This is a genomic window from Salicibibacter kimchii (assembly GCF_003336365.1).
In the GTDB taxonomy this organism is placed as follows: Bacteria; Bacillota; Bacilli; order Bacillales; family Marinococcaceae; genus Salicibibacter; species Salicibibacter kimchii.
On sequence record NZ_CP031092.1, the window covers coordinates 1670817 to 1693428 of the forward strand.

Annotated in this window: 22 protein-coding genes, 1 tRNA gene and 1 pseudogene; 7 read left to right on the forward strand and 17 right to left on the reverse strand. The window is 42.3% G+C overall.

What is annotated here, in order from left to right; translation table 11 throughout:
* The first annotated feature begins 208 nt into the window (after positions 1-208).
* Positions 209-1384, forward strand: a complete 1176-nt coding sequence (chrA, locus tag DT065_RS08355) for a chromate efflux transporter (protein ID WP_114372460.1) — start codon at positions 209-211, stop codon at positions 1382-1384.
* A 183-nt stretch (positions 1385-1567) separates the two neighbouring features.
* Here chrA and DT065_RS18845 read toward each other — a convergent pair whose 3' ends face one another.
* Positions 1568-1732, reverse strand: a complete 165-nt coding sequence (locus DT065_RS18845) for a hypothetical protein (protein ID WP_160112461.1) — start codon at positions 1730-1732, stop codon at positions 1568-1570.
* Between the two features lie 280 nt (positions 1733-2012).
* Positions 2013-2105 (reverse strand) — tRNA-Ser (locus DT065_RS08360).
* A 212-nt stretch (positions 2106-2317) separates the two neighbouring features.
* Here DT065_RS08360 and DT065_RS08365 point away from each other — a divergent pair.
* Positions 2318-3592, forward strand: a complete 1275-nt coding sequence (locus tag DT065_RS08365; RefSeq protein ID WP_114376185.1) for a BaiN/RdsA family NAD(P)/FAD-dependent oxidoreductase — start codon at positions 2318-2320, stop codon at positions 3590-3592.
* 111 nt (positions 3593-3703) lie between these two features.
* Here the strand turns inward: DT065_RS08365 and leuS are convergent, their stop codons facing one another.
* From leuS to DT065_RS08390, 6 genes are all read right to left on the reverse strand, one after another.
* Entirely contained in the window at positions 3704-6130 is a 2427-nt protein-coding gene (gene leuS / locus DT065_RS08370; protein ID WP_114372462.1) for a leucine--tRNA ligase, read from the reverse strand.
* A gap of 963 nt (positions 6131-7093) precedes the next feature.
* Positions 7094-7288: a hypothetical protein gene (locus DT065_RS08375; protein WP_114372464.1), complete on the reverse strand. Its 195-nt coding sequence runs from the start codon at positions 7286-7288 to the stop codon at positions 7094-7096.
* 75 nt (positions 7289-7363) lie between these two features.
* A complete protein-coding gene (locus DT065_RS18850) occupies positions 7364-7531 on the reverse strand; it encodes a hypothetical protein (protein ID WP_160112462.1) in 168 nt (55 codons plus the stop codon).
* Between the two features lie 114 nt (positions 7532-7645).
* A complete protein-coding gene (locus tag DT065_RS08380; RefSeq protein WP_114372465.1) occupies positions 7646-8065 on the reverse strand; it encodes a hypothetical protein in 420 nt (139 codons plus the stop codon).
* 157 nt (positions 8066-8222) lie between these two features.
* Complete coding sequence (locus tag DT065_RS08385; protein ID WP_114372467.1) at positions 8223-8420, reverse strand: hypothetical protein; 198 nt, start codon at positions 8418-8420, stop codon at positions 8223-8225.
* 189 nt (positions 8421-8609) lie between these two features.
* Positions 8610-9911: a pyrimidine-nucleoside phosphorylase gene (locus DT065_RS08390; protein WP_114372469.1), complete on the reverse strand. Its 1302-nt coding sequence runs from the start codon at positions 9909-9911 to the stop codon at positions 8610-8612.
* Between the two features lie 134 nt (positions 9912-10045).
* On the opposite strand from DT065_RS08390, the gene DT065_RS08395 reads away from it, so the two are divergent.
* From DT065_RS08395 to DT065_RS08410, 4 genes are all read left to right on the forward strand, one after another.
* Positions 10046-11527, forward strand: coding sequence for an L-lactate permease (locus DT065_RS08395; protein ID WP_114372471.1), 1482 nt, complete (start codon positions 10046-10048; stop codon positions 11525-11527).
* A 161-nt stretch (positions 11528-11688) separates the two neighbouring features.
* A complete protein-coding gene (mnmM, locus tag DT065_RS08400) occupies positions 11689-12261 on the forward strand; it encodes a tRNA 5-(aminomethyl)-2-thiouridylate-methyltransferase MnmM (protein WP_114372472.1) in 573 nt (190 codons plus the stop codon).
* A 25-nt stretch (positions 12262-12286) separates the two neighbouring features.
* Positions 12287-13408: an NAD(P)/FAD-dependent oxidoreductase gene (locus tag DT065_RS08405; protein ID WP_114372474.1), complete on the forward strand. Its 1122-nt coding sequence runs from the start codon at positions 12287-12289 to the stop codon at positions 13406-13408.
* Positions 13409-13413: 5 nt separating this feature from the next.
* The gene (locus DT065_RS08410) at positions 13414-14922 is read left to right on the forward strand and encodes a hypothetical protein (protein ID WP_114372476.1); all 1509 of its coding nucleotides are present in this window, start codon (positions 13414-13416) and stop codon (positions 14920-14922) included.
* Between the two features lie 334 nt (positions 14923-15256).
* On the opposite strand, the gene DT065_RS08415 is transcribed toward DT065_RS08410, so the two are convergent.
* On the reverse strand, positions 15257-15895 hold the full coding sequence (locus tag DT065_RS08415; protein ID WP_114372478.1) for an SDR family oxidoreductase: 639 nt from the start codon (positions 15893-15895) through the stop codon (positions 15257-15259).
* 314 nt (positions 15896-16209) lie between these two features.
* Between DT065_RS08415 and DT065_RS08420 the strand changes: the two are divergent.
* A pseudogene (locus tag DT065_RS08420) lies at positions 16210-16305 on the forward strand (hypothetical protein); the annotation flags it as partial.
* Positions 16306-16882: 577 nt separating this feature from the next.
* On the opposite strand, the gene DT065_RS08425 reads toward DT065_RS08420, so the two are convergent.
* The 8 genes from DT065_RS08425 to DT065_RS08460 form a co-directional block, all read right to left on the reverse strand.
* On the reverse strand, positions 16883-17221 hold the full coding sequence (locus DT065_RS08425; RefSeq protein WP_227002772.1) for a cytochrome b5 domain-containing protein: 339 nt from the start codon (positions 17219-17221) through the stop codon (positions 16883-16885).
* Between the two features lie 294 nt (positions 17222-17515).
* Positions 17516-18079: a class I SAM-dependent methyltransferase gene (locus tag DT065_RS08430; RefSeq protein ID WP_114372480.1), complete on the reverse strand. Its 564-nt coding sequence runs from the start codon at positions 18077-18079 to the stop codon at positions 17516-17518.
* A 244-nt stretch (positions 18080-18323) separates the two neighbouring features.
* Complete coding sequence (locus tag DT065_RS19470; RefSeq protein WP_193550816.1) at positions 18324-18851, reverse strand: aminopeptidase; 528 nt, start codon at positions 18849-18851, stop codon at positions 18324-18326.
* Complete coding sequence (locus DT065_RS19475; protein WP_237220099.1) at positions 18787-19212, reverse strand: aminopeptidase; 426 nt, start codon at positions 19210-19212, stop codon at positions 18787-18789. Before DT065_RS19475 ends, DT065_RS19470 begins: the two co-directional genes overlap by 65 nt.
* Entirely contained in the window at positions 19213-19752 is a 540-nt protein-coding gene (locus DT065_RS08440; RefSeq protein WP_114372482.1) for a GNAT family N-acetyltransferase, read from the reverse strand. It lies immediately after the preceding gene.
* A gap of 151 nt (positions 19753-19903) precedes the next feature.
* Positions 19904-20419: a GNAT family N-acetyltransferase gene (locus tag DT065_RS08445; RefSeq protein WP_227002773.1), complete on the reverse strand. Its 516-nt coding sequence runs from the start codon at positions 20417-20419 to the stop codon at positions 19904-19906.
* A gap of 577 nt (positions 20420-20996) precedes the next feature.
* Positions 20997-21677, reverse strand: a complete 681-nt coding sequence (locus DT065_RS08450) for a YdeJ family lipoprotein (protein ID WP_114372483.1) — start codon at positions 21675-21677, stop codon at positions 20997-20999.
* A gap of 561 nt (positions 21678-22238) precedes the next feature.
* Complete coding sequence (locus DT065_RS08460; RefSeq protein WP_114372487.1) at positions 22239-22496, reverse strand: hypothetical protein; 258 nt, start codon at positions 22494-22496, stop codon at positions 22239-22241.
* Between the last annotated feature and the right edge of the window lie 116 nt (positions 22497-22612).

Genomic DNA, 22612 nt, shown 5'->3' on the forward strand with positions numbered 1-22612 from the left:
TCCTTGTTCAGATAATTCGATATACCCAGTATAACAGCATAATTAGCAAAGACGCTATTATACACTTCTTTTACTTATAGAGAAAAGACAATGTTAACATTAAGATTATGTAAAGATTTGTATGGCAGGCTTGATATCAATTTCTTTTGCGATATATAATTTCGATATTGCGGAGGGAAAAATTATACGAAATTACGAGGTGTCGTCCATGCCTTATTTAAAACAACTTTTAGAAATTCTAGTCGTCTCGACAAGGCTTGGGTTGACGTCATTTGGCGGCCCGATTGCCCATCTCGGTTATTTTCATGAAGAATATGTACGAAGAAGAAAATGGCTGGATGACAAAAGCTATGCCGATTTAGTGGCCTTAAGCCAGTTTTTACCCGGGCCTGCCAGCAGCCAGGTAGGAATTGGAATTGGTGTCATGAAGGGCGGTGTTCTCGGTGGTTTTACTTCTTTTATCGGATTTACTTTCCCTTCTGCGATTGCTCTCATCTTATTCGTATTCGTTGCGCAAGAATTTGGGGTTGCAGATTCAGGTTTTATTCAAGGGTTGAAGATTGTAGCTGTTGCCGTCGTTGCCTCTGCAATTCTGGGGATGGCTAAACATTTAACGCCGGACTTAACGAGAAAAACGATTGCGTTATTTGCTTTAATCGCAACATTACTGATTCCTCATTTCCTTTCCCAAATTGGGGTCATTCTGATCGCCGGACTATTAGGGTACTTTATATTTAGGGAAAATCAGAGCGAAGAAAAACGATCCATGACATTTCCGATTACAAAAAGATTCGGGACCATTTGTTTGACTTTATTTTTCGGATTTTTGATTGGGCTTCCGATTTTAAGCTATGTTAGTTCTGTCACTTGGATTGGTATCTTCGATAGCTTTTATCGCGCGGGCGCATTAGTATTTGGGGGCGGCCACGTTGTACTTCCCCTTTTGGAACGGGAATTTGTTCCTACAGGGCTCATTAGTGAAGAGTCGTTTCTTGCCGGTTATGGTGCCGCTCAAGCGGTTCCCGGCCCTCTTTTTACATTCGCGTCCTATATTGGCGCTGACATAAGCGGATGGACAGGCGGTTTAATGGCAACTGTCGCGATCTTCCTGCCGGCATTTCTACTCATATTAGGAACGTTACCGTTTTGGTATTCATTGAGGCAAAACAGTCAAATTAAGGGTGCCTTAATGGGAGTAAATGCAGCTGTTGTGGGGATTCTTATCTCTGCATTCTACCAACCCATATGGACCAGTGCTATTCTTAGTCCCGTTGACTTTGCATTAGCTGCATTATTGTTTTTTATGCTCGTTTATTGGAAGCTCCCCCCGTGGGTGGTCGTTCTTACCGGAGCCATAGGAGGATCCATTATAGCCATCCTTTAACGAAATTATCAGCGATTAATATAGACAGCTCGAGAGATTAAGTGAAGAGCTGCCAAAGCTGGTGTTCGAAACAAAGTGTTTAACGCACATACATTATAGGTAAGGCCCGCTCACGAAGGCAGGCCTTTTTATTTTTGCCGATTGATTGTTTTACATATCCTCCATCTCTTCCAGAGCACCCGGTTAAACAATCGTATCAAACACGTCCCCATTATCTACGTTCTCTAATGATACTGTCACTTCATAGTCATCTGGGTCAACAGGAATGGTTACTTCCTCTTCCGATCCCCCACATCCTGTTACAATAAGTGCTGTACCCAAGCTCATCGCAAGAAGGTATTTGCTCATTATCTTCACCTCATTTATAGATTCCACCATATAGTACTACAAATAAGAAACCTTGAATGGCTTTACAGCCCTTCCTCTAATCAACTTTTGGCATAAAAAATACCCTCTAAGCTGATTAAGACTAGAGAGCGTTATTATCGTTCTATTCTATTTGCGTGTATGTATCCTAATTTTTGTAAAATATAGCAACTTTTAACGGTAGTTCGGCAAGTGTTTTTTGCGCTTATCCCACGTCTAATTTCCCGCAAGAGAATCACTGTACGAACTGCCAAATCAGTTATGGCGGAGGAGGAGGGATTCGAACCCCCGCGGGCCGTGAAGCCCCTAGTAGTTTTCGAGACTACCCCCTTCAGCCGAACTTGGGTACTCCTCCGAAAAACGCCGTACAGCTTTATATAATAACGGAAATTGTCGTGTGTTTCAAGAGGTTTGTTTGAACTTCCGATTTGGAAAATATTTCATACGTTTCGGGAACATCTTCCCTTTGATTCAGAATACTATTCCTATGGCCCGGCCCACCCTTATTCGCTCTGCCCTTCCGTACATGATAAGATAACGTTTGACCACATTTTAAAGGAGAGAAACATGAGTAAAGTCATCGTTATCGGCGGCGGCCCGGCCGGTCTTATGGCTGCCGTTGCTGCTGCCTCTCATGGTGCAGACGTTACGTTAATCGATAAAGGAAATAAATTAGGTCGCAAGCTGGCAATCTCCGGCGGCGGGCGTTGCAATGTGACCAATCGTATGGAGGAGCGCGAACTGATTCGCTACATTCCCGGAAATGGGAAATTTATGTACAGTCCGTTTTCCGTTTTTAATAATGAAGATATCATTGCTTTTTTCGAAGGTTTAGGCATTGCGTTAAAAGAAGAAGACATGGGCAGAATGTTTCCGGTGAATGATAAAGCCGCTACCGTCGTACAGACATTGCTCGAACAACTTCGCCTTAAAGGAGTCGAGACGATCACCGATCAACGTGTCACCGGCCTAGCTTTTGAGCAAAATCGCGTAACAGGGGTGAAACTGGAAAATAACACCGTTTCCTCAGCTGATCGCATCATCGTTGCTACCGGCGGCACCTCTGTCCCTCATACAGGGTCTACGGGCGATGCTTATCCATGGGCAAGGGATGCCGGCCACACCGTTACCGAACTTTATCCAACCGAAGTCCCCATCACGTCAAGCGACCGCTTCATTCATGAACGGACACTGCAAGGGTTGTCCCTCCGCGAGGTAGAAATGACCGTCTGGAATCAAAAAAAGAAAGCGGTCGTGAAGCACGAAGGTGATATGCTTTTTACACATTTTGGCATTTCCGGACCGATTGCTCTACGCTGTAGTCAATACATCGTGAAGGAGCGGAAGAAAAATGACGGCAATCCCGTCACGCTAAGTATTGATCTCCACCCGGGAAAAAACGTTGGGGAGCTGGACCAAATGCTACAACAATTAAAAAAAATAACTGGCGATAAGTCCTGCAAAAATGCCCTTCCGTCACTCGCGCCGGAACGCTTCCTCCTTCTTTTGTTGGAACGGGTACATATTGATCCCTCAACAGCTTTAAAAGACGTTCGTGCTGAAACATTGCAAGCACTAGCAAAAGAAATGAAGCAGTTTACGTTCTCATCCGATGGCACGCTCTCGTTGAAAAAGGCATTCGTCACCGGTGGCGGCATTTCCGTCAAAGAGATCGAACCGAAAACGATGCAATCCAAAGTCAAACAAGGGCTTTATTTTTGCGGGGAAGTGCTCGACATTCACGCTTATACAGGCGGATTCAACATCACCTGTGCATTTTCAACGGGGTATACGGCGGGAAAAAGCGCAGCGCAATCTCCTGAAAGGGTTAGTGATAACTGACAGAAGACCAGCTGGAATCGTTTTCTGTCAGTTTTCAATGATAATCTGTCACTTTTGCACCTTTTTCTGTCATTAAAACGAGCGAGAAGCCACTGCCTCTCGCTCGTTTTTCTAATTTGCTACAATATTTACCAGTTTCCCCGGCACCGCGATTACTTTTCGAATAGTTTTCCCTTCAATATTGGAGGCGACTTTTTCATCCGCGAGCGCGATTTCTTCCATTTCTTCTTTCGTTGCTTCTTTCGACATGTGCACTTTCGAGCGTACTTTTCCGTTTACTTGCAAGACGATTTCCACCTCATCTTCCACAAGATAGGATTCCTCGTAAGGCGGCCATTGTTCAAAGGTGATCGATGCTGTGTGCCCGAGCATCGCCCATAGCTCTTCCGCCACGTGAGGTGAAAGTGGGGAAAGTATTTTTACAAATCCTTCCATCGCCTCTCGCGGGATGGTTTCTTCCTTATAACAGGCGTTGATAAACACCATCATTTGGCTGATTCCGGTGTTGAAGCGCATATGCTCAAAATCATCGCTTACCTTTTTAACCGTTTGATGGTATACAGGCCAGAGGTTATGATCATCTCCCGCCTCATTTGTAACAGCAGAAGACAGCTGCCCATCCTCGCCGACGAAAAGCCGCCAAACGCGATCGAGAAAACGCCGCGACCCGTCCAGGCCGGTTTCGGACCAAGCAACCGCGGCATCAAGTGGCCCCATGAACATTTCATATAGACGTAAGGTATCCGCACCGTGACTGTCAAGAATGTCGTCCGGATTAACGACGTTTCCTTTGGATTTACTCATTTTTTCATTGTTTTCTCCGAGAATCATCCCCGGATTAAACAACCTTTGAAACGGTTCTTTTGTTGGGACAACGCCAATGTCATACAAAAATTTATGCCAGAAACGCGCGTACAGCAAATGAAGCACCGCGTGCTCGGCACCGCCGACATACATATCGACCGGAAGCCAATAATCTAATTTCTGATAGTCGGCAAAAGCGTCGTCGTTATGCGGGTCGATGAAACGCAAAAAATACCAGCAACTACCTGCCCATTGCGGCATCGTATTCGTCTCGCGACGCCCTTTCATTCCTGTCTTCGGATCCGTTACTTCCAGCCATTCCGTAGCGTTCGCGAGCGGAGACTCCCCGTTTCCGGGTGGCTGAAATTCATCTAAGTCAGGAAGGACCAAAGGAAGCTCACTTTCATCAACAGCGGACATGGACCCATCTTCCCAATGAATGACCGGGATCGGCTCTCCCCAATAACGTTGACGACTGAACAACCAGTCACGTAGTCGGTAGCTGATTTGTTTGCTGCCAACGTCGTGATCCGCTAGCCATTCAATGATTTTTTCTATGGCTTCTTCTTTATTCAACTCATTAAGAAAATCAGAATTAACGTGCGCACCGTCTCCGGTGTAAGCCGCTTCTTCTATATTGCCGCCGGTAACGACTTCCCGAATCGGGAGGTCATACGCGCGTGCGAATTCGTAATCCCGTTCATCGTGAGCGGGCACAGCCATGACGGCACCTGTTCCATAGGTGATCAATACGTAGTCCGCGATCCAAACCGGGATCTCCTCTCCGTTTACCGGGTTGGTCGCGTACGCCCCTGTAAATACACCGCTTTTTTCTTTTGTAAGTTCCGTCCGTTCCAAATCGCTTTTCAAAGAAACGGACTTTTTGTATGCCTCCACGTTCTCGCGCCGGTCAGCGGTTGTTATTTTATCCACCAGTTTATGTTCCGGCGCCAATACCATGTACGTAGCTCCGAACAATGTATCGGGGCGGGTTGTAAATACGTGAATGGGTTCCTTGTCCTTATCGGCGACCGTAAACGTAACGTTCGCGCCTTCGGATCTGCCGATCCAGTTGCGTTGCATTTCTTTAATGCTTTCCGGCCAATCAATCTCTTCCAAATCATCCAATAGACGATCGGCATAGGCGGTGATGTTTAACATCCATTGTTTCATGGGTCGTCGTTCAACCGGATGGCCGCCCCGTTCGCTTACACCATCAATGACTTCCTCGTTCGCAAGTACGGTTCCGAGCGCCGGGCACCAGTTGACCGGCACTTCATCGATATACGCCAACCCGTGTTTATACAGTTGCAAAAAAATCCACTGGGTCCATTTGTAATAGTTGGGATCAGTCGTATCTATTTCTCGATCCCAATCGATAGAGAAACCTAAAGCCTTGATTTGGCGACGAAAGTTCTTTATGTTTTCTTCCGTAAAAAAACCGGGGTGGTTATTGGTATCAAGGGCATACTGTTCGGCCGGCAAGCCGAATGCATCCCAGCCCATCGGGTGCAATACGTGATACCCTTGCATTCGTTTCAAACGGGCCAAAATGTCCGTTGCGGTATACCCTTCCGGATGCCCGACATGCAGTCCTTCTCCGGATGGATAAGGAAACATATCCAATACGTAAAATTTCGGCTTTGATTGATCATCGCCGTCTGTCCGAAACGTTTTGTCTTTTTCCCAGAAATCCTGCCATTTTTTCTCTATTTCTCTATGTGGAAAAGCCATTCCGGCCACCTCCTTTATTAGAAAAATGAAACCCGCCCCTCATCAGGGACGGGATCATTGCACGTATGTATCGGTTTCTTGTCTCGCAACATTGATACACTATGTTCCCGTACTTCTTGATACTGCCATTGTAGGCATGAACGCTGTTGTTGTCAAGATTTGGAGAGATATAGCGCAGGGTAATGTCAAAGTACAACAATTTATTAATCGAAATAAGGTTCGTCTTTCCACTTTTTAATCCCCCAAATGGAGGGAGCGCTCCTTCGAGCGGAATTCGAAGCAAGATGTGATCCTCAAACGGAGGGAATAGATATTCTTGCGTCTCCGGACACAGTGCTTATATCAGACGGCTTTAGCAATCCGGAATCTTTCCAATACTCCAAAGCAACATCAAATTGCTTTCTCGGCTGTTGGCTGGTAACTGAGGCAATGATGACATCAACATCTATTGCTAATTCATTTCCGACAATAAAACAAAAACGCTGCTTAGTTTCGCGACCTCCTTTAAAAAGCTTCTGCCAACCAAACCTCGCCCTGTTTCGTCTTACTGCTCATTGTAAATGTCATCCTCATTATGATACCAAGCACTGCATGGGGTGGGACCATCTGTTGCTTCATCATAATCTCCTTTCTGACTATGGCTAGTTTTGCTCCTACTAACAAACGTTTACATTCTTTTACTATCAATCTTGCCCTTTTCCGTAAGATCGGGCGCCATTGCTTGTTCTACAACCGATAATTGAAGAATTATCGGTAAAGCCATCCAGCAAATTTGGGAGAATCCCTTGAAAGATTAAATATTCAGGTTTAGGATAAGGTTTTTATTTAGATACTCGTCAAGAGTCATCTCGCTTTCCCAATATTGTTTCATCAAAACTTCTTTAGAAGGAAGATCATCTGTAAACATACCAGGTTCATATTCACTCCCCATACCTTCCTCTTCTACATAATGAAGCCTACAAATTACTGTTCACAAGATACTGACCAATTTAATGCTAACACATCTACATTTTCTTCTGTAATAGTTCCACTGCTTTCCACACAAGCACTTTTTGCTTCTATAAATCCGTTGTAGCTTAAAGCAATACTGATTGTCATCATAGGCGTGACCGTAAAAAGTAACCAGATAATCAAATTTCTTATCCTTTCTGATCTCATCGAGCTTCCCCCTTTTTCACTCAAAAACTTCCACTTGTTCGATTAGCACGCCCGTTAAAGTAACAACACATTAAATTATTCTTTATTCTGTTGATTTTTAATTTCATCAATATCCTTTTTAAGTTCTTTGTTTTTCTTTTTGATTTTTGAAACATCACTGATAGTAAATAATAAAGCAGCCAATGTACCAAGTAATACTATGTCAGTAAGCCCCGAAGGCAGCATATGATCTATTTCCTTCAATATAAGCCGATCTAAGGGAAAATTATATTTTGAAAAAGAAATAAGTCATTCTAGAACGCGAGTTTTACGTAGTAACAATTATTTCAAATCCACATTAGTTTCACAATATTTTATTCAATATAATGAACTGAAAGCAAAAGTGGCGCAATTGTTATTCCACTCTCGCACTCCGATTGCAGAAGTATTTGTTACACTTTTCGATTCAAAAAGAGTAAAATAGAACGAACGATAAAATTGCCCAACAAATAAAGCAATGCCAGTGAACATAAGCGTTAAACCTCTTCCAAAAGGTTTAAACCATGCCTCATTTAGAGGTGTTATAAATACTGTTCCTAATAACACTGATATGATAATTGAAACGATGCTCACCAAAATCATATTACGAAGTTTGATATTTGTAGATACTGCACCTATAAATATTATAAATAATAACAACAACACACTCAATAACAAGAAAGGAACATCTTCACCTCTTGCAAATTGCAAGGTTTCATAGAAGTGGAACAAAAAGGGCACAGGTATCAATGTAACCATTAACCATAAGGCCTTAATCGTACTCCTCCTTCCCTAAATAGTTCCCGATAACATTTCTACACACTGCTCTTATCAAAAAGACTGGACACATTTATTCGACTTTTGCGTCCGTTAGGTGCAAAAGCATTCGCTTAAAAGCAATCGCTTTTTGGGCTATTTAAAAACTAATGTATTGCCAACTAATAATTAAAAAAAACGCCCCTGCCAGTATGATGTCTCCAGAAAATATTGTGATCTTACCTGCCATAGACATCTTTTCCAACCATCCTGTTTTTTTAAGATTCTCTTTAAAGATGCAATAACCTCCGTAAGTAGCAGCAACAATTATAAGTAAAGCCATTAATGGGTGAACCATGAAAACATCTCCTGATATTACTACGCTCACGCAATTAAATAGCCCTTTTCTTGAATAAAGCACGTAGTTGAATGAGCGGATTTATAGACTCCCAGAAACCTCTAATTAAACAACTTTCCTTTTACTCACATATCGCGATCTATCTCAGGAGTGACAATTTCGGACGCCATCGATGAACCATGACGTCTATCATATCATTTCATGAAAAATAAGCGGGCGTTCTTCCGGGGCACTTCCACCGATTTGATAGCTTTCTTTTACGAGGTTCACCACTTCTTCAACATCATCACGATTCGCGTGCAAGTCAACGAGAGCTTCCCCTTCCTTCACCCAATCGCCGACTTTAGCTTTCATTTCTACACCGACCGCATGATCAATGGTGTCTGCTTTCGTCATTCGGCCGGCACCTAACATGCTTGCTGCTCGGCCGATGTCTGTCGCGTTAATGCTTGAGACATAACCGGCAGCCGGGGCTTTTACCGTGACACTGTAGTCCGATTTCACGAGTTGCTCAGGTTCGTCAACGAGAGCCGGGTCCGCTCCTTGGTGCGCAATAAAATCCCGAAACACGTTTAGCGCACTGCCATCTCGGATCAAATCGTTTGCTAATGCTTCTCCCGCTTCAACATCCTTCGCCTTCCCGCCGAGCACGAGCATGTGCGCCGCCAACCGAACGCTCAATCGGCGGATATCTTCCGGTCCATTTCCCCGCAAAACGTCAATGACTTCTTTCACTTCCAACGTGTTGCCGACCATGCGCCCGAGTGGCTGATCCATATCGGAAATAACCGCAACGGTTCTTTTGCCCAACTCATTGCCAATGTTGACCATCGTTTGCGCCAGTTCTTTCGCAGCCGGAAGGTCCGTCATGAAGGCGCCGCTGCCAACTTTCACATCCAACACAATCGCGTCAGAACCGGCTGCAATTTTTTTGCTCATAATTGAACTGGCTATCAATGGCATAGCATTAACAGTGGCTGTTACGTCTCGAAGCGCGTACAGTTTTTTATCGGCAGGCGTTAAGTTTCCGGATTGCCCGGCGATCGCTATTTTATGTTTGTTTACAAGTTCAATAAATGTATCTTCATCCAGTTCCGTCTTAAAACCGGGGAAAGCCTCCAACTTATCAATGGTGCCGCCGGTGTGGCCTAAACCGCGCCCGGACAACTTTGCCACCGGGACACCCGCGGCAGCAACGATTGGAGACAGAATGAACGTCGTTTTGTCCCCAACCCCGCCGGTCGAATGTTTATCTACTTTGGTTCCGGAAATTCGCGACAGATCCAATTGATCTCCGGATGCTGCCATCGCTTTGGTGAGCGCCGCGCTCTCTTGTTCATCCATGCCTTGAAAATAAATCGCCATGGCGAACGCGGATGCCTGATAGTCAGGGATTTGATCTGCTGTATAGGCGCGTACGAAATCTTCAATTTCTTTTGTTGCAAGTGTTTCGCCGTCTCTTTTTTTTGCAATGATATCTACCATTCGCATACGTAATGCCTCCTGTACATTCACGGGTGTATCAATAGGTTCATCTTGCCTTAGGCTACCGATCGTATTACGATTATACAATATATTGTTTCATCTTTGCCATCGGTTACATCTAGAGTTGAGGTGTGGATATAGTGGAATTTGTAATTGCTATTGCGCCTATCCTTGGAATTTTTATTTTATTATTTATATTTAAGCAGTCATCGTTGCGAGCAGGCCTATTTGCGTATGGTGTCGCCGTTTTAATCACAATATTGACTTCTTCATTTGCATTGGAGCTTCAAGGTGTCTTCCATGCTTCCATCAAAGGGGCATTGATTGCTTTCATTGCCGCTTATGTTTTATTTTTCGGAATCTTTCTGTTTCATCTTATGAACAAAGCAGGGGCCATTGATAACATTGCGCGTTTTATCTCCCGATCAACCGATGATAAGATCTTGCAGTTGCTGCTGTTGGTCGTTGGTTTTTCTCCTTTAATTGAATCCACGAGTGGGTTTGGGACAGCCTTTTTAGTGGTTGCTCCTATCTTGATAGCATTAGGATTTTCCGGCATGAAAGCTGCATTGATTGGGCTTGTCAGCTTACTTGCCGTGCCTTGGGGCGCCCTGGCTACCGGAACGATTATTGGAGCCGAGTCGGGAAACATCCCCCTCCAAGATTTGGGCTTGGGGAGCGCGATTATCAGTATCCCTGTTTTTGTTTACTTTGTTATTATTGCCGTCTATATTGCCGGAGGCCGGAGAGCGCTACGGAATAAATGGAAAGAGGTTTCTTTGTTTCTTTTAACGTTCAGTACTTCGATTTTGCTTTTTAACGCTTACGTTAGCGTAGAATTGGCAGGGGTTTTAGCCTCTTTAATTACGATAGGCATAGGGCTTGCCGTCATTAACATAAAAGCCAAAAATAACGAGGCGATCGACGATGCGCCGAAACCTATAAACATTTTAAAAGCAGTCAGCCCCTATCTGTTATTAACCGTTTTTATTATGATTTCCCGATTGGTGCCTCCGTTAGAACAATTCTTAAACGCTCATTTTGTCGTCGAACTGCCTGAATACGAGTTTTCATTGGCGCTCATTTATTCACCGGGCTTCTGGTTATTTGTTTCTTGTATCCTTACCATTATGATCTTTAAAATCAATAGGAAGGCCATACAGCACGCTTTTAAAGCGACTTTAAAACAGTGGATTCCTTTTGCCATCACAACATCCGCCTTTGTTGCCATGTCGGAAATTATGGCTGCCGCCGGGATGACAACCCTGATTGCAACGATTGCCGCAAGCCTATTGGGAACCGGCTTTGTTTTTATATCTCCCTTGATCGGTGCACTTGGCGGTTTTCTCACCGGAAGCAACACAGGGGCAAACGCGATGTTTATCAACTTGCAGGTACAAACTGCACAGCAGCTAAGCATGCCTCCTGAATTATTGGCCTATGCGCAAAATACGGGCGCTTCCCATGCCACGATGGCCTCACCTTCGCGCGTGATGTTAGGTGCTTCATTGTGTAATATCGGCTCGCAAGAGGGGAATTTATTAAAAAACATGCTTTTCATTGTACTTGGTGCTTTGTTAATGATTATGATGATGGTTGCCGGTTGGTGGTGGATGCTGTAATGGGGCTGCTTGGAGCTAAACGAAAGACAGCCGTTGGTTCCCACCCAAAACCCTCACACCCCATTCAAAAATTATACAACGATCAAAACAGCATGCTACAATGAAATCAATCTTTGGATGCCCCTCTTTAAAATCATTTAAATGAAAGGTGTTTCCGCACAATGAGCTTGTATGGAGTCATTCCATTTGCCCATCATTTATTAGAAAAAACGATCACTCGTGGAGATACGGTTGTAGACGCGACGGTGGGAAACGGACATGATACCGTCTTCCTTGCGAATCAAGTAGGCGCTTCCGGATACGTCGTTGGCTTTGACATTCAGCATGACGCGATCCAAAACACATGGCATCGGCTAAAAAATGACCAGCTTGATGAGCATGTGGAACTGATTGAAGATAGCCATACTCGTATTGAAGAAATTTTTAAAAGGAAAGGTTACGCTGCTCCGAAAGCAGCCATATTCAATCTTGGCTACTTGCCGGGGAGCAACAAAACCGTCACCACAAACAGTGATTCAACGATCACTGCCATCACTCAATTGCTTGAACTCATGCCGAGCAAAGGTTTGATCGTTCTCGTCATCTATCACGGACATGAAGAAGGAAAAAAAGAACGCGACGCCCTTCTTTCATTTACATCCTCTCTCGACCAGGAAAAAGCCCTGGTCGCCCGTTATGAATTCAGCAATCGCAAAAATCACCCCCCGTTCTTGCTTGCACTGGAGAAATTGTGAATAAACGGCAAATAGGAGTCCAAATATGAAGATCACCATCGTTGGCGCCGGGATTCTCGGGGCTTCAACCGCTTATCATTTAGCGAAAAAAGGATATAACGTCACCATCGTCGATCGCGACGACAACGGGCAGGCAACTTCCGCTGCGGCAGGCATGATTTGCCCGTGGCTTTCGCAAAGAAGAAACAAGGCATGGTATACACTCGTGAAAAACGGCGCTGCCTATTACCCACAAGTTATTGCCGAACTGGAAAAAGACGGCGAAACGAATGCTGGGTACAAACAGGTCGGTGCCCTTCGTTTGCATACGGATGAAAAGAAATTAAGGGAAACGATGGAACGCGCGAAAATCAAGCGGCAGGAGGCCCCGGAAATCGGCGAACTGCTTCTTTTATCTCCTCGTGAAACAAAGGAACGTTTTCCGCTGCTCAGTAACGGTACATACAGCAGTCTTTATGCTGAAGGGGCGGCTCGTGTGGATGGCCGTCGGTTGCGGAATGCCTTGTTGAGGGGAGCAGAAAGGGCCGGAGCGATGTTTATTCAAGGGGACGCTGTGTTATTAAAGGATGGAGCAAGTGCTGTTGGTATAAAAGTTAACGAAAAAGAGATATTCAGTGATACGGTCGTTGTCACCGCAGGTGCCTGGGCACAGTCTTTGCTGACTCCATTCGGCATTGATGTCTATGTAAAAGAACAAAAAGCGCAAATTGTCCACCTGCACCTCCCGCATACTCATACCGAGACAGGGAATTGGCCGATTGTTATTCCACCCGGTAAACAATACATCGCCCCATTTGAGCAAGGACAGATCGTCGCCGGTTCCTCCCAGGAAGACGATGCCGGGTTTGATGAGCGCGTAACCGCACGGCCGATTGAGGAAATCCTATCGAAAACCTTGCAGGTGGCACCTGGTCTTGCTGAAGCAGAATGGACGGGTACACGCGTCGGCTTTCGCCCTTTCACCCCAAATTTTCTTCCTGTGTTCGGGGATACTCCCGAATTGAAGGGCCTGCTTTTTGCCAATGGCCTCGGCGCCACCGGTTTAACGATGGGGCCTTATCTAGGATCGGTGCTTGCACGTATGGCGGTTGGCAAGCCTGTTGAACTGGATTTGGAGGATTACGCAGTTGAAACGGGACGTTTATAATCAGCGTGAGTAATTTTAGGAGTGACCTATTTGGCACGCAATACGAAAAGCCAGGCGACCACAGATTTAACCCATTACTTACAAGCACAGGCTTTACCACTTTTAGACATTCTGCAATCCCGATTTATTGCTGTCAATGGGAAGGATTATGCTATGGTTGGCCATTATACGGCAGTACCTCACCGATCATCTCTTATTTTGATGTATTGGACGAATTTGGAAACCGGGCCGATGAGCAGACGGCTCACACTGTCTATGCCTATATGGCCAAATTCCCATTAGCTTATCGTTTGGGAGCGATTAAAGATTGGCTACATACGGACAGGGAATATGAGGATACCGACGAAAATCGTTTCTTTTATGAAAGCTTTAAAAAAGAAACCGGTGAAGACCTCCGTTCATTGGAAAAGGAAAATGATGAACTCCAACGACGATTGGCAGCACTTGTCAAGCAAACGCAAATGATTGAACAGATGGACGATTGGGCTGTCGATCGTTTCCAGGAATTTGACAGAGCGTGGGATGCTTTTTGGGCTATTTATGAGAAGCGGCTAGAAACGTTAATTGATTTTCGACAGTTTATTGTGGAGAACAACGCCAATGTGGTCGTGACCCATACACATTGGAACAATATCTATCAGGAAGCAAATGCGATGTTTTGCCTCTTTTCTGAAAGTATTCCAGCGCGTCCACCGTTCATCACGAATGCAGATGACTTTATTCAACTGAATGAACAGCTTGGCCGGGCATTACCGGACGAAGATCCTCCTCACCTGTTCACGCGGTTTGACCGTATTTCCCGGCGTATTTTTTCACGGGCATACAAGTTGATTTTAGGGGGATTACTTCCAATTAGCATCCTCTTGATGTTTTTGAATGCCGTTTCTGCTGGAATTGTTTATGCTGTTACCGGTATTGGTATTATGTTCTTTATCGCAGAAGCAGCTGACAAACCCGCGCGCAAACGACTAGTTGCGGAACGGTATCAACAGCACCGGGCCGAGGTCCTGGAAAATCAGCCCATCATCCAAAAAAAATACAAATGGGCCTTTACAGCTTATCAACAAGCGACCAGACAGAAAAGATCATTAGAAGACTCGTATGAATTTGTAGTTGGCTATGCCCGGTTGATGCGCTGGTTGACGGGGATTGGTTTGGTGATATTTATTTTGGGCGCGGGACCGATACTCGAGAATAACCCCATGGAATACAGCGAAGGGTATGTCTATGTCGGGAGTGCTATCCTGGTGATACGTTTTCTTCTCCCCCATACGCCCATCGGTCAGCGTCGGCTTCGACTTTGGGAAGACACACTGGCGCTTGACAAAAGAAGAGAGCTAAAAAAGAAAGACATCCTCTTGATGAAATTAAGCCGAAGAGGCAGTATCTTAACCATTCAAACCGATCTGGCACAACCCCTGAAATACAAGGTTAAAAAGTCATACCGACAGGAAACGAGAAAAAAGCTACAGATCTGGTCCGACCGGAATAATGTGTGGTTGATCGAGAAATAAGCAAATAAAACATGTTATTTTATATTCACTTGCATTTATATATGATCCGCCACCTATGGGTACCCCGAAAGGAGTGTCTTTGATGCAAAAAGCGTTTGACAGGTACCTATTTTCGTTGAATTAGATGTTACAGCCATTCATCGCAGCGGTGAACGCTGGGGGAACGCTCCCCTTCGTATTCCTTCATGGCTTGGATCAACCAAAGAAGTTTACGCCGGACATCGTTCGATCCCCGAATGCGGCCATTTCCACACGTATTCCATGTGGAAAGAAATCGCCGATTTTCAATTGTATGCAGAAAATAAAATTGGATATTGATATCGTCAAATTACATTTACTCCATAAAGGCGGGTCTGTCTCCATTGGTATTTGGTTTGTTTATACCTAAATTTCGACGAACGTGTAAACCTGGTGACTCAACCATTTTGACAACTAAAGACGCGACACTCTTGCGTGATACGACGGTTCCTATAAAAGGCCCAGCCTTTTGGGTAATCTCATAATCAATCTCATCCTCATTCGTCAGCCATGGAGGCCTTACGATTGTATAGTCGAGGTCGGAATCTTCAATAATATCCGCAGCTTTACGATAGGGAGGCAAATATTGGCCGATGACACGTTGATTCCATTTGCCGAACTCTCCCGGAATTTCATCATAAATCCCAAACGCGTTGATAAAGATTAAACGTTTCAATCCAGTTTTTTCCATGTTCTTCACGATGTTTTTCGCTTGCCCTTCCATATCGCCGGATAGATTCGCATAGACCACATCTTGACTTTCCATTGCTTCTTTTAAAGTTGCAAGATCCAGAACATCGCCTTCTCTGATGCTTACACGATCAGACTGGAGGTTACTTAGTCTGTTTGCATTGCGTAGATATAGCGTCAACTGTGCATCAGTTTCGTTTAACAGTAAATCAATCGCATAACGTGCAATTTGACCGTTAGCTCCAAGAATCAATACATGAGTCACACTCAATCTTCCTTTCTTGCATTTTTTGATCGCTATTATCTTTTAGCAACTATGACTATATGATAAGGGTTGCGGTAAATATCATATCTAATAGTTAAACAAAAAGCACAGATTTCATTCCACATAAACGTCTCGATTGCGGAAGATGAAACGAAAATTAAAAATTTCTAAAATAATTTTCTGTACATATGGAGCACTCGTTCAAGATCATGCTTATGTAATTTGCCTATATGGCGTTTCAATTCGCTTTAGCAATCCAGAATATTTCCAATAATCCAAAGCAACATCAAATTGATTTCTAGGCTGTTGAATGAGGGCATTCTTCCATCAAAACGACCATCGACGTATATGGTCACCTATTTCCGAACAAACAAAGAGAAACTGCCGACCGATTAGATAATCTTTTTTAAACAATCGGCAACAAGGTGGAACACGGACACTCATTGAACAACATTTTTATTATCAAACGAAAAACATCAACACGCTCAAAGTGTTGGTGTGTCAGTGCTTATGTTGGTGCGGCTCGAGTGGACTTAAACCACCACGGGATTTAACTCCCACTAGGCCCTCAATTTTGTGGAAACAATTTAGCATGCTTCATATACTTACTGTAAATTCAATCTTATGTTTATCCCCAATTTTGAAATTAGTTTGTTTTCCTCTTCATTTAGTCACATATATTTCACACAGAACCGCTCATTTCATTAGTCAATTTCCGAATATTAATGACTTAATGAAAGAAATTCATTCGGATTTTTATCATCCGTCATTTTCCAACCAAACAGCAACCAACAGCAACCATATGAATTGTTATTCCACAATCGCGCCTCTATTCTTGAACAGTCATTCTCGCTTCGTTCGTATTATGAGTTTAACCAGTCATTTCTGATTGAACTCATAATACAAAGGGCGTAATTGCGGAACATTTCCTAAAAAATCCCCTTTGGAATCCTCTTATCCAAAGGGGTTAAACTTCGCAACTCATTCTTATTCTTCTTCAAGTGTACCAACAGTTGGTAAGTCTTCCAATACATCAGTCCCATGTGGAGCTTCTTCAATTTCTTCTGTGTGGTCATCACCGGCCTCTAATCCACCAGCGGGGGCGTGTTCTCCGCCTGCCCATTCTTCAACATCTGTAACGTCGTAAACGACTCCATCAACCGCTACATAAGCATCGTTTCCATCTTGCCCATCATATTCTCCAAGTTCTTCCAATGTGAATTCTTGATCTCCTTCAGTTTCTTCTCCCTCATCCGTTGCTTCTTCTCCGCCACAAGCAGCAAGCAGCATGACTGAGCTGCCAAGAATCATTAATAATTTATTCACAGAAAACCTACTCCTTTAATCAAATAGATACTATTGGTTTTTCCATACACATAATATAACATTTCGAATTTGGTCCTAAATAGGCATGTCATAGATTTGTCAGTTTTAATGCAAATAGGATTTTAAATTTATAAGTGATAGACATAAGAAACTGCATTTCTCCCCAAGTAGTTGAAATAAGCACTGATAGGTTACAATATAATAAAAAGGATTATTCAACAATCTGACCCTTCGTACAAGTTTTATTCAATTAAAGCGCTCGACGATTGAACAGACATCCATATTTAAACTTAATCATTTTTTAATAATAAATACGCCCCCACAATGAGAAATCGGATAGAACTGGCACTCGTTCATTAGTGCATAATTAATTTCATCGTAAACAAAATAAAATTCGTCATCATCCCAATTCTCAATATTATTTAAACGGCATTTTTCAAGTTCATCTCTTGTGTCAAAAGAAACATCACCAATCAATATTTCACCGTTCTTTTTAAGAAGAGATAGCAAGTTGGTTATAAAAGATATTTTTTCTTGATCTTCAAGATGGTGTAAGGTATACGTGCTTATAATTGAATCATATTTATTGCCACTAATTTCAGGTGGCAGCCCGTTTGAAATATCCCACTCTAACAAATTCACATGAGGCATTTTAGTTTTTGCAACAGAAATCATTTCAGATGAAAAATCTATACCGTCAATTTGGTGTCCATTTTCATATAGTTTACTTGTTAATACCCCTGTTCCAAACCCAACGTCTAAAACTTTAGAATTTGTTCTCTGCCTTGCTTCATTAAAAATTGTATTAAGGATTTCCTTGTATCCTGCAAAGGGATAACGATCGTTTTCATCGCTAATCTGAACTGTCTTATTATAGTTATCTGTCCATAAATTAAACCCTTATTATTTAACATAAATACTCTCCCAAATTAGTGATGCTCCACAATGGCCCGATTCTGGTATAATTTTCATTCCATCAAGCGCTTCGTTTGCTTAACAATGTTAATGCAGGAAAATTCTACATTGCGATCTTTATAAAGATATGACGATCTATCTCCAAATCCTATCAGATGAAAATATGTAGTGTTAAGGAATAGCCTAATTAGAATTGGAAATCACCATCTTTCATTAGCAGGACATCAGTTCCACCCTCTTTAATACCCACTACTTTCATATCTTCGGTACCAAAGGCCACATTGACTAGCAGGAGGGAGGTATTAAGTCCTGCTTCCTTCAACTCTTTCACCGATAGGTTGCTGCCATTTTGAAGGTTGGAAGGGGAGGCGTTTCCGATTCCAATATGGCAGGCCGTATTTTCATCAAACAAGGTGTTGTAAAAGAGAGTATCCGCCTGAGAAAGAGGAGAATTGTTTGAGACCAAGGCAATTTCACCTAGATAATGTGAACCTTCCTCTGTTTCGATGAGACTTTGTAACGCTTCTTGCCCAGTGGCGGCATAATAGGCAGTAATCCGTCCATCTTTAAAGGTTAAGTAAAAGTCATCGATGACACTTCCCCCATAGATAAGCGGTTTAGTGGCTACTAGTTTGCCATTTACCTCATTTTTATGGGGGGGCGGAAAATATCTCTTCCGTGGGAATGTTCGGAAAGAACGGTATTCCCTTTTCATCTATAACACCCCCGCCGATAAAGAAGTGATTTTTAGGCATGCCAACTAATACATTCACTTTAACTACTTCTTCACCCCTTATATTTGTTCTTTTAATCGTAAAATTTTCTTTATCCTTGTATAAAGAATGTAAGAGCTCCTCATAATACTTTAATTCCTGTACTTCCATAATTATGTCCAAGTCTGAATCCATGATGTCTATTCCGATAGGCAGAGTTCCGCATAGAACGGGATTATATGCACTTAATTCGTTTAAAATACCTAGCTCCTTGATTGCTACATAAGTATCTTGTTGTTTATTTGTGCCCGTCTTCATCCCTTCAATTAGATTAATCTCATCGACATCCTCTCTAAAGGTCAATTACTTATTAGCGTCTATGTAATCCCTTTTCATTAGCCCCATTAGAACAACATTATGCCAAGAACCATTTCGGTAAAATTGTTCCTTTAATTCCCCTTCTCCATAAAATCCGAGCCTTTGATATAACCTGATTGCCCGTTCGTTGAAGGAGAATACCCGTAAGTAGACTTTGTGTAAGTTCATCTCATTAAATGCGAAATCTAATAAGAGCTGGAACGCCTCTCGTCCAAACCCTTTACTCCAGTAATCTTTATCCCCGATGTCAATTATGCATTCAGCATTTCGATTTCCATAATCAACATTAATAAGCGAGGTGACACCAATTGGTTGTTGAGTTTCGATTTCCTCGATCATGTAGCTTTTAGAATTAGTAGACTCGGTTATGTTTTTGATGAAGTTTTCAGTATCAGCATACGTAAAAACATCTAGAGATGGATTTGTAAATTGCATGACTTCTATATCGTTTCTCCATTGATGGTAAGTAGAAACATCCTCAGTAGACATTTTTCTGAGACGTACTCTTTCTCCGTTAAAAAACATTAAATCCTCTCCTCTTCAAGTCATTTATCTGATTCCGTGCGAAATACGAGTAATGCTTTTTATTTCTTTATTTTTATGGGGCTTATGCGCAATATGGACGCAAACTTTATTCAAGATAAGCGCCCTTTTCTGGATTAACAAGTAAATTCCATCATATAGGTCGATAATATCTCAATGACACGAAATTTTCTCCTTCTATATTACCGTAAGATTGTTTTTCGTATTTAAAGATAAAATCTCTCGATTCATAGAAAGGAATTCCCTTTTGATTTCCTTTTCCAACAGATACCCATTGTTCGTCAGCACCAAATTCTTTTTGCTGTGTTGTAAGTGCATCCAAAATCTTTGTACCTATTCCTTCATTTCTTCTGTCAGGATCTAGATATAATACGAATATCTCACCGGCTGCTTTCCCAATCATACCTCCGCCACCGGCTCCAAGCACCTTTCCATTCTCTACAGCAACAAAATAACCGCCCCAATGCTTGTTTGACGTGGTGACTTCATTTAAAATTCTATCGGCATTATAAAACTCCTTCACGATTCTTTGGATATATTCTTTCGGGTATGAATCCCCATATGTTGCCCAATATCCATCAGTGCATACTTTTGCTATTCCATCTATGTGCCGTTCATCTGCTTTTATAACTTGAATCGTTGATTTCAAAATTTCATCCCCAATCCGTAATTTTTTCCCTCTTTCAATTTGCGATATTCCTGAATATGACCCTTTTCATTGAGCTTAAACGCTGTTCATTGTTCCATTTAAGCACCCTATTCTGGAGATTCTACATAGTTAAACACCATCAACTAAGCCTCTAGATTTGTGTTGGTAATAATAATAAGCAGAGCAAATAGCCCCAGCAAGAATATATAAATCTATAGCAATAAAAAAATATTGCCTATATATATCACTCTCACGTGGCGCTATAAATAAAAGTACGAGTAGCGAAAATAAAAGTGTAGCCGACATTACTTTTTCGATTTTTAATTTTATTACGTTTTGGTCATTTTCTTCATAAATGAAGCATAAGTAAATAATGAGATCCTAGCTAAGATCGTTCCAATAGCAATAAAGACTGTAAATGCAGTATCACTCGAAGATTACAGGTTATCAAATGGTTCTAACAATTGATCGCCTCCCTTTAGTACGGGTTTCCATAACATCCTCTCTCACGTATTCGATATTCAAGAATATGGTCCGAGAAATGAACAAGTTATTTGGCTAACGCGCCGATTGTTTATCAATCCATATTAAGTATTTCAATCAAATTTTCGATCTTTTCGTCATCAACCGGATCAATGGATACTTGTTTGGTATCCTCGATAATTTCTTTGTAAAAGTCTTCACCTGCAGGGTATTCGCCGTCCCAACGCAGAGGAACATTGTACTCATTAATCGTTCCATCCCCATTACTGCTATAAGTCACGGATCCATCTACTAAGCGAGAACCCGCTAACTGAACAACACCTTTCGGATAATTGGCACTCGTTTCATCGTCCGGATTAAGTGGCTCACCGGCTGGAAAATGTTCAACATTCAATTCACTTATATCTTGATTCTCTCCAAGCTGTAACCAAATTCGGGCATATTCAATTTCTTCAGAGGAATATTCGGATAGTGCTTCACTTTCTTCGCTTTCAGATTGATCATTTGTATCTTTGCTTTCATTTATTGAAGATGTTTTGTCAGAATCATCGGTTTCAGGTTCCTCCGATTCCGATTCTAATACAGACCCCGACGCATCTTCTTTATCTGTTTGATCACTTTGCTCTGTATCATCATCTTTTTCCGATTGAGAAGCAGAGACGCCCTCTGTATCTGTTTTATCACTGCTTTCGTTTTGATTTGCATCATCACTACACGCCATAAGCAATAATGCTGTTGTAAATAAAATCGCCATTGATAATAGTACTTTTTTCATAGTTAACTCCCCCTGTCGCCTTTGCATAATATACTGCTGTTTACGTTAATAGAATCTTCCTAATTTCACAAGAGTTCATTCCACAAAATGTCCCTTTTCCGCAAGATCGAACTTTGATTTTATTTCAACAAACGTGCCTCGTTAACGGAAGACCGTTATTAAAGATAAGCTCCTCACTTGAATTAAGAAACGGCAAGTATGTAAGTTCACCAATATACTTGCCGTTAATTATTTGAATGTAATGTCAATTCGTCTATATTAATAATTGCTTTCAATTGTTGTAACAAGTCCAATCCAATGATACTTTCTAAATGAAAACCATAATTCATTGCACCAATTTCCAATGCAAAATCTTCAGTATGCATATCTCCAATTCTTACCGAATCGACCGTTTTGGAACACACAAATTCTGATCCTCCAACACCACTAATACGATATATCCTATCGTTTTCTTCCGCTACAATCCCTATTGATTCTGCTAAATCTGTTGATACAACTGTCCGTTAAATGTTACTTCCATATCCGTAAGCAATAACCCACCTTCTATAATTATTTTTTTCACTATTGCCTAACACCCACCCATTTTTTCTCAATGATATTAGGCTCCTTACGGCGAGTATGAAGAACATATAATTCTCGTCTGGGATCTTCTCGATGAATTTCTTGATATGCTTTCATTGCACCTGGAGAATTAGTAAACTTTTTTAAAGGCGCGACCTCATCTAGAATACGCTCACTTTTCTCATCTGTATGGACTCGAACAGCTTCTATCAAAACCCATTGTTCCGGGAAAGCTTGGCGTACATCTGCCCACTTCATTTGAGTCACCTCCAAGAACCGAGATTCTTTAATTATATTGTACCACGATTAAGTAAAGTAGTATCCCCATACACAGCAAATGCTTATTAAAGATAACGCTCTTTAATAGGAGAACT

Bases quoted from the DNA above. Each gene is read 5' to 3' on its own strand.
- mnmM (WP_114372472.1), top strand. From the start codon at position 11,689: ATGAGCTTGTATGGAGTCATTCCATTTGCCCATCATTTATTAGAAAAA.
- DT065_RS08460 (WP_114372487.1), bottom strand. From the start codon at position 22,496: ATGAAGTGGGCAGATGTACGCCAAGCTTTCCCGGAACAATGGGTTTTG.
- DT065_RS08450 (WP_114372483.1), bottom strand. From the start codon at position 21,677: ATGAAAAAAGTACTATTATCAATGGCGATTTTATTTACAACAGCATTA.
- chrA (WP_114372460.1), top strand. From the start codon at position 209: ATGCCTTATTTAAAACAACTTTTAGAAATTCTAGTCGTCTCGACAAGG.
- leuS (WP_114372462.1), bottom strand. From the start codon at position 6,130: ATGGCTTTTCCACATAGAGAAATAGAGAAAAAATGGCAGGATTTCTGG.
- DT065_RS08365 (WP_114376185.1), top strand. From the start codon at position 2,318: ATGAGTAAAGTCATCGTTATCGGCGGCGGCCCGGCCGGTCTTATGGCT.
- DT065_RS08405 (WP_114372474.1), top strand. From the start codon at position 12,287: ATGAAGATCACCATCGTTGGCGCCGGGATTCTCGGGGCTTCAACCGCT.
- DT065_RS08375 (WP_114372464.1), bottom strand. From the start codon at position 7,288: ATGAGATCAGAAAGGATAAGAAATTTGATTATCTGGTTACTTTTTACG.
- DT065_RS08440 (WP_114372482.1), bottom strand. From the start codon at position 19,752: ATGTTTTTTAACGGAGAAAGAGTACGTCTCAGAAAAATGTCTACTGAG.
- DT065_RS08390 (WP_114372469.1), bottom strand. From the start codon at position 9,911: ATGCGAATGGTAGATATCATTGCAAAAAAAAGAGACGGCGAAACACTT.
- DT065_RS19470 (WP_193550816.1), bottom strand. From the start codon at position 18,851: ATGAAAAGGGAATACCGTTCTTTCCGAACATTCCCACGGAAGAGATAT.
- DT065_RS08385 (WP_114372467.1), bottom strand. From the start codon at position 8,420: ATGGTTCACCCATTAATGGCTTTACTTATAATTGTTGCTGCTACTTAC.
- DT065_RS08380 (WP_114372465.1), bottom strand. From the start codon at position 8,065: ATGGTTACATTGATACCTGTGCCCTTTTTGTTCCACTTCTATGAAACC.
- DT065_RS18845 (WP_160112461.1), bottom strand. From the start codon at position 1,732: ATGAGCAAATACCTTCTTGCGATGAGCTTGGGTACAGCACTTATTGTA.